The organism is Halomonas sp. 707B3 (assembly GCF_024158645.1).
GTDB classification, from domain to species: Bacteria; Pseudomonadota; Gammaproteobacteria; order Pseudomonadales; family Halomonadaceae; genus Vreelandella; species Vreelandella lionensis.
Genome location: NZ_JAMZBE010000153.1, coordinates 1 through 8,101, shown reverse-complemented (window position 1 = coordinate 8,101; position 8,101 = coordinate 1). Strand labels below are relative to the sequence as shown.

Annotated in this window: 3 protein-coding genes and 1 tRNA gene; 3 read left to right on the top strand and 1 reads right to left on the bottom strand. The window is 50.7% G+C overall.

What is annotated here, in order from left to right:
* Window positions 1–275: 275 nt before the first annotated feature.
* Window positions 276–2,291 (top strand): diguanylate cyclase, encoded by a 2,016-nt coding sequence (locus BIS10_RS15755; protein WP_253506538.1) that lies wholly within the window; start codon window positions 276–278, stop codon window positions 2,289–2,291.
* On the opposite strand, the gene BIS10_RS15750 is transcribed toward BIS10_RS15755, so the two are convergent.
* Entirely contained in the window at window positions 2,288–5,365 is a 3,078-nt protein-coding gene (locus BIS10_RS15750) for an EAL domain-containing protein (protein WP_253506535.1), read from the bottom strand. The two genes, BIS10_RS15755 and BIS10_RS15750, sit on opposite strands and share 4 nt — an antisense overlap.
* Window positions 5,366–5,495: 130 nt before the next feature.
* Between BIS10_RS15750 and BIS10_RS15745 the strand changes: the two genes are divergently transcribed.
* Both BIS10_RS15745 and BIS10_RS15740 read left to right on the top strand, forming a co-directional pair.
* On the top strand, window positions 5,496–6,443 hold the full coding sequence (locus BIS10_RS15745) for an AEC family transporter (protein WP_253506532.1): 948 nt from the start codon (window positions 5,496–5,498) through the stop codon (window positions 6,441–6,443).
* 52 nt (window positions 6,444–6,495) lie between these two features.
* Window positions 6,496–6,572: transfer RNA gene (locus BIS10_RS15740), tRNA-Arg, on the top strand.
* The last annotated feature ends 1,529 nt before the right edge of the window (window positions 6,573–8,101 follow it).

Genomic DNA, 8,101 nt, shown 5'->3' with positions numbered 1-8,101 from the left:
GGCCATGAGTGGCGAGCCACTCCACTATGGAAACCCTGCTGAGATTATTAATCCGTCCTTTGTAGTCTGGGGAAGTACTCAAAAATGTATATCCACTCCTGACGAATCGTTTTGATACGCCATTAGCTAGGTGTGCTGAATCAATAAAATTGCCTAAGTTGATTTTCATCAACGCGCATCCATCACATCTTTTTGGTAAGTTGTTCGTTTATATCGGGATTGATGCTGTTCCAATGAGCTCAATTTAAGGAAAGTTAACAAAAAAGGGATTGCCGGTGCGCTTAGCCCCCTTGGTTAGCAAGCTTGTTACGTTCCGCTCTTTACAAGGCCGACTACTGTTGGGTCTTTCCTGTGCCTTGGTCATTTTAGCAGGGGCAGTGTTGGGGATGGCTTGGCAGGTTGGCAAAGGTATGGTGCATGAGACCAATATGGCTCATTTGCGCTACGAGGCAACCTTGCTTGCCGATGAAATTACCCAGCAGGTTGAACAGCGCATTGATGCTCTGGAGCGGCTAAGTGGGGCCATTGGCCTATCGAATGACTCAGCTTGGCTTGGCCATGAATTACAAAAAAACGATGCGTTGCTGTCGTGGTTTGATGGTTTGGTTATTAGTAACGAACAAGGCGTTATTGTGACTGATTGGCCCAGTGTTGTGGGGCGAATAGGTTTGGAAGTCTCAGAGAGTGAATACTACGAAATGGTGCGTGGGGTTCGTCAACCCTATGTAAGCGAGCCTTTTATAGGGCGCGCTAGAGGGGTACCCCTAGTGATAATAAGCGTGCCAAGGCTAGACGAAGAGGGGCGTTTTGCTGGGGTAATAGGAGGAATGGTTAGTCTTGACAGTGGCGGCCTCTTTAACCGGCTAAACACCATACGTCTGGGCCGAGAAGGGTACGCAGCAGTGGTGACGTCCAATGGAAAAGTCCTTTATCACCCAGACCACCAGCTGGTAAACAAGCACGTTGATGAAATCCAGCCTAATCCCTTGCTAGACCTTGCTCTGGATGGCTGGCAGGGAGAGGGAGTGACCGAGTTGGCAGACGGTCGCACAAGCCTGCAGGCATATGCTCAGGTATGGCCCGCCGACTGGGTCGTGGGCCTTTTTCTGCCGGCCAACCAAGCGTATCTTCCGCTCTCCGGGTTTATTTATAAGCTTTTTGGAATTTGGGTAGTTCTTGCACTAATGATAATGCCGCTGCTCTGGTGGCTATTAGCTCGCATTTTAAAGCCGTTAGAACATCTCGAGACGCAAATTGGTGAGGTGGGAGTTGGGCAACGAACCCGGTTGGATTTAGCCACTAATATGCAGGAACTGCAGCAAGTGGCCGAAACGTTTAATCGCGTGGAAAACGAGCGCCAGCAACTGTTTGGTCATTTACAGGAGCGTGAAGCGTTTTTGGATTCTGTGCTTAGTGCCACCCCACAAGGTATGTTTGTTGCTAACTTTGGTGGCATCATTACTTATATGAACCCAGCGTTACTGCACATGTTAGCGATTGAAGCGGATGCGCAGGCGGATGTCTGGATACATCAAATCCATCCAGATGACCGTGAAGGTGCCAAAGATATGTGGGCTCATAGTTTAAAAACAGGCAACGATTTTGTGCGCCAACTACGTTTTATTCGTAGCGATAAAGAAACCCTCTGGTTGGATGTTCATGCACGGGTTGTCATGCTCTCTAAGGGTGGGCATTCGCTAGGGTTGGTCGGGGTAGTGAAAGATATCACCGAACGCCGCCAGCAGGAAGCCTTGCAGCGTTGGGAGGCCGAGCATGATCCGTTGACTGGGCTGCTTAATCGGCGTGGGTTTGATCGCCGCCTTGAAGAAGCGTTTGCTGACTACCAGAAGACCAGTACGCCTTCAGCACTACTACTGTTCGACCTAGACCACTTTAAGCCGATTAATGATGAAGGTGGCCATGCATTAGGCGATGAAATGCTGCGCCGTATTGCGCAGGTAGTGGCTTGGGAGGTGCGCCGAAGTGACCATGTGGCCCGTCAGGGGGGCGATGAATTTGGCGTGCTGCTGCCCAGTTGTACGTTAGGGCAAGCTCAGACGATTGCTGAGTCGTTACGCCAAGCGGTAAGCGAAGTATCGGTTACCCATGAAGGCAAAGAATATACCGTTACCTTGAGCCTTGGTGTCACTACCTTTGATGAGTCTGATGAAACCGTAGAATCTGCTTTATCGCGGGCAGATGCAGCAAGCTACGAAGCGAAAGGGCAAGGCCGGGACGGTGTGGTAGTCAAGCTGCCCAGCGAGTTTGACCCCATGGCGCTTTTTGATTAATGCGTTTTAGGAAAGCCATCTAAACGCCACGTTTTTAACCAGCCGGGCAACTGTTCGGCAGGCATGGGGCGTGCAATTCCGTAACCTTGGGCTAAATGGCAACCAAGGGCTAACAGAGCTTGTGCATGTTCTAAGGTTTCTACTCCCTCTGCTAACACAGGCCGTGAGAATTTTTTAGCTAAAAACACAATGCTTTCAACAATAGCGCGGTCGTCTTTGCTATCGAGCATGTCGCGCACGAAATCTCGATCAACTTTGATGAGCTGCACGGGCAGGTGGCGAAAGTAGGCAAGTGACGAATAGCCCGTGCCGAAGTCATCCAGAGCGACGTCAATGCCCAACCTCTGACAGTTTTCGAGTACATGGAGTGCAGCCTGCATATCATCAAGAGTAGCAGACTCGAGGATTTCGATAGCCAACAGCTGAGGTGGCACGTCTGAATAGCGATTCAATAACTGTTCTAACTGGGGTAAAAAGCCCTGATGCAGTAGATGCTGTGGGCTTATGTTCACACTCACTTGTATCTCAACACCCAATGCTTGCCAGCGTTGCAGCTGTTTAAGAGCGGCTTCGATGACCCATTCACCTAAGCGGAACTCCAGCTCGCTACCTTCTAATAGCGGTAAAAACTCGGCCGGTGCGCGAAGGCCCAAGGTGGGATGTTGCCAACGGATTAACGCCTCAGCACCCACGACCGTTTGTGAGTTAAGGTCTACCTGGGGCTGATAATAAAGTCGAAATTCGTTGTCGCTCAGTCCATGTTGAATAGCGTTTCGCTCTTGCTGCCGTAAACGCACTAGGTGCTCTTCGTCGGTGCTGTAACGCACACACTGGGCTACCCCTAAGGTTTTCGCTTGATACAGTGCTTGGTAGGCATGGCGGAATAGGGTGTCTGGGTCGGCGTTATCCTCTGGATAGCACGTCATACCAATACAGGTAGTCAGTTTTAGCGTGTGCCCATGCACATGAAGTGGTTGTTTAATGGCTCGATGAAGCGCTGCTTCACTCATGCGGTGGGTGGGGGCAGCTATAACAAACTCATCACCACTTAGCCGACCTGCCATACCTAGCTCTTTTAGAGGTTCCACCAGCGCTTCAAGTCGCTTTGCAATGCGCTTTAAAATATCGTTCCCGGCAGGGTAGCCAAATAGGTCATTAAGCCGCTTAAAGTCATCAATGTTTAGCACATACACTGACATTGGCTCGGGCTGCTGAGTGAGCTTTTCAAGCTGTGCGCGCGCTAAACGCTGATTAGGCAAGCCGGTGAGCTCATCAATATTCGCTGCTTTGTAAAGCGCTTCTTCGTGGCGCTTCGTTTCTGTAATATCCGATTGAATAGCAATAAAACCACCACCGGTTTGTTCGGTTGCCGGTAGGGGATTACAGCTAATATGCACCCAATAAGGCGTGCCGTCCTTACGGTAATTCAGCAGTTCTTCCTCAAAGCGCTGGCGATGACGAATAGCGTGGGCAATGCGCTGAGTCGTCGAGCGGTCTGTTGCTTTACCCTGGACAAGCTGGCCTGGCTTTTTACCTACAATTTCCTCAAACGAGTAGCCGCTTAGCCGTGTGAAGCCATCATTAATCCATTCCACTTTTCCATGGGCATCCGTAATCACCACCCCATTGCTGGTGTTTTTAGCCACCATCGAAAGACGAGCGATAGCCTGCTGATCGGTGTACTGTTGGCGAGAGTGACGTAAATTGTTAATGAATTGCCCAATACTGCCTAGCAATGGGGCAAGAAAATCTACTAGGGCCGTATCATAGCCAGTTGGGCGGTTAGCGAGTCCGATCATGGCAATACACTGGCCATGGGAGTGAATCGGTACGCCAAGAAATGCATTTAACGCAGGATGCCCAGGTGGCAACCCTCCGCTCCTCGGGTCGCTAGCGGGGGTATTTGAAATCACCACTTCTTCATGGCGCATGACATGGCCAAACAGCGTATCGAGATTGCTAAAGATCATGCCTTCTGGGGCGTTTTTAGCGAAAAAAAGCCGCGATGGTTCATCCCAAGTGATATCGGTAATTGCATGGGCGACCAAATAGGGGCTGTCAGCACTCTCATAGAGCACTTCGCCAATAAAGCCATACTCACTTGAGGTGAGGGCAAGAAGATCATCCAGCAACGGGTTAAGCGCTTTGGCATTGCCCTGTTCATCGATAAAACTGGCCTGGGCGCGCATAATCGCACGCTCTAACGCCTGCTGCCGTAGCAGCTGCGTTTCCACCCGTTTGCGTGGTGTCACATCCAGCATGGTGCCAATAAGCTGCACCACGTTGCCCTCGACCACTAATGGGTTGCCCGTAATGCGAACCCAGCGCGGTTCACCCGAGACAGTGATCAGTTGGAACGTATCGTTAAATGCTTTGCGTTGCTCAATGGCTGCGTCGATGGCATTGGTTAAGCGCGCACGGTCCTCTAGCGTATAGGCCTGCATCCGCTGTTCAAATGTGCGGGTATCGCGCTTATCGACATCGTACAGCTCGTTCACCACCTCATTCCAATGCGTGGCACGGCTGGGAACATCCATTTCCCATAAGCCAATCGCCGCGTTGCCAATCGCATGGTAAGCACGCAGGGTCAAATAATGCTCAAACTGAAGCACGATGCTTTTGGCGAGCTGAAACAGTAGATCACGCTGTTCATCAGATAGTTGGCGAGGCTGCCGATCCATCACACAAAGCGTACCGATAATATTGCCATTATCTGCCACAAGCGGCATGCCCGCATAAAACACAATAGGAGGCGATGCGGTTACCAGCGGTGAGTGCTGGTGAATAGGGTCTTTGCGTGCATCAACAATTTCATACAGCTGCTGTTGCTGGATCGCTGTGGCGCAAAAGGATTGTTGGCGTACTAGGGTGCGGGGAAAGTCGCCTACGCTGCTTTTGACCCATACTTGCTCGTTATCAACCAGAGTGATCATCGCAAGGGGAACATCGCAGTAAGTAGCGGCTAGACGAGTAATACGATCAAGGTGTTGGTCAGCCGATAGATCACCCAAAGTATAGCGCTTGAGGGTAAGAAGGCGCTGTTCTTCATATTCGGGGCTGCCTGGCAGTACCATAAGTGACCTATAAGTGACGATGCGCGTTTATGCTTACTTTCCCTTATGGCGCGGTAACTGTCTAGCGAGTCGACAAATCTCTGTCAACGGTAGAACATAAGGGGATGCTTATTCGACTGAGAGAGCTTTTGTGGACCTACTTGAGCTGTTTACCCGCACACTAGATGTCACCCTGCCAGTCTTTGCTATGGTGTTCATCGGTATTGCCCTTAAGCGACTTGGGTGGATTGATAGCGAGTTCATATCGACCGCCTCTGCACTGGTGTTTAAAGCCACGCTGCCAACGCTGATTTTTCTGAGTCTAGTCAAAGCTGACCTGAGCGTCGCATTGGATGTGCCGCTTTTGCTATTTTTTGCGGTAGCCACATTAGGCCAGTTTCTGTTCAGCTGGGGGTGGGCGCATTTCCGGGTGCCGGTGGCAGATCGAGGCATCTACGTGCAAGGCGCATTTCGCGGTAACTGCGGAGTGGTGGGGCTGGCGCTAGCGGCAGGGATGTACGGTAACTATGGATTATCAGCGGGTAGCCTGCTGCTGGGCGTGGTGATTGTGATGTACAACGCGCTTTCCGTGGTGGCGCTGGCCGCCTATCAACCGGGGCAATCTACCGATTGGCGCAGCCTGCTGGGGCATATTGTCAAAAACCCACTGATCCTATCCGTTTTTGCCGCGCTACCATTCACGGCATTTTCAATATCGTTGCCTAGCTGGGTTATGACTTCTGGCAACTACTTTGCTTCCCTGACGCTGCCGCTAGCGCTGATATGCATCGGCGCGACGCTTTCTGTGAGCAGCATGCGTGAAGGAAGCCAAGTAGCGTTTAGCGCTAGCAGTATGAAAATGGTGATTTTACCGGTGCTTTCCACAATAGCCGCATGGCTAATGGGCTTTTCAGGCAGCCAGCTTGGGCTACTCTTTCTGTTCTTCGCCAGCCCCACTGCCGCGGCAAGCTTTGTTATGGTGAAAGCCATAAATGGCAACGTCGCCCTGGCGGCTAATATCATCGCGATTACCACCTTAATGGCGAGCTTAACGGTAACGCTTGGTATCTTTGCGCTGCGGTTAGTCGGATGGATTTGAGGTGGCCCGGTTGGCCGTCGCGGAGCAACACGCTATACTATGCGCCCCGTAAGTCCCTGTAGCTCAGTAGGATAGAGCAGCCGCCTCCTAAGCGGCAGGTCGCAGGTTCGACTCCTGCCAGGGACGCCAGTTAAATCAATAGCTTGCCTTATTTTTATTTGAGCAAAATCATCGCTCTTAACGCTGGTTTCCTTAGATTTTCAAGTACTAAAACGCATGATGCATACTACTACGATGCTTGTGTGGCCAAGAGTGTACAGGAGTCGTTTTGCAAGGCGCTGATTTTTAAGTACCAAAAAGTTGTCGATGTGCGCTGCGATTTTGTATGTCTTATTTTCTACTTCTTTGGCTGACTTTTTTAATCTGCTCATGAGTTAAAAATCTACACTCACAAGAGGTTGGACTATGAGCATAGCTGAAGAAGAAAATCGGCATCTTACTGATTTATGTGTCTGTAAACGTTATAAAATTTCGCACTCAACTCTTTAGTGTTGGCTGAAAGGCTGGCTTCTGCCTCCGCCTGTCAGAATTGGCCCACGAGCGGTGGTGCGATGGTCGTTATCTGAGCGTCTCGCTTGGGAACAAAGCAAGCCAAAATAAATTTTATTCGCTATTTCTCTTAAGCCCCTGCGGTCACTAGCATTTCACTGCTTGATCTTGCCCAGGCTGAAGCGGTTAGTGGTACTCGGCTCTGCCACACTGGCTAGAAAACGTTGAGAGCGGGTTAACCGATAACTGCGTTACTCCGTTTTTTTGGCCTCAGCACTCCCTGCTTTAGATTCCCCATTTCAAACTTCTGGTTTTGCAATCATTAGCGCCTTCCTCAAGCTAGGGGGGGCACCCTTGATGTTGATTGGCCACATAGGCAGGGCCGGATGACTATGGTTGAAAGGTTAAATTTTGTATGGAAGAGCTACATCATATTCTCTGACTCCATCTATGGTTGCGCCTGCTTCCTAAACGTGTATAACAGCGCAACCTTCCACGGTCGCCCACGGCCTAAAGGAGGGATGGCGTTTGCTCTACATAAAGGCGATGCCTTGTTTAATACCGTCGTCGAAGGACTATAACAACAGATGAACCAAAGTAACCGTCGTCTTGCCATCCAGGCGTGGCTGTTAATCCTGCTCACTAGCAGTTTCTTGATGGGGCTTAGCATTTTTCTGCTTGACCTTGTTGCTTACGTACCGTTACCTCCGCAGTGGCGCCTCAGCCCAGATGGTAACTTGGCAGTGCTGTTGGTGAGTTTTGGCCTTCTGGCTCTACTGAGCCAACAGTCAAAATGGCGACGCTTAGCAGCAGGTGGTCTTATGGTTGTGCTAGGAGGTTATAGCCTTGGGCAACACCTCTTTGCTCCATCGATAGATGTTGATCTGTCATGGCTCAATGGAAGGCCTCGCTTAGCGCCTATGCCGGCACTCCTGGTTCTGGTTATGGGGGGATGTTGCTTATTGCCACAAACCTCTATTTACACTCAACGCTGCTACCGTGTGATCGGCTGGGTAGCGAGCGGGGTGGGTGTTGCTACCCTCGCTTACCCCTTGATCATGCAAACTTCTTCCTGAATCCGTGAAGCCGGCGCCGACACTTTCCCTATCACCGCCAGCGAGCACTTTTTGATCATTCGCCCGTGCAAGTTGGCTTTCGCAAGCCCGTTA

Bases quoted from the DNA above. Each gene is read 5' to 3' on its own strand.
- BIS10_RS15750 (WP_253506535.1), bottom strand. From the start codon at position 5,365: ATGGTACTGCCAGGCAGCCCCGAATATGAAGAACAGCGCCTTCTTACC.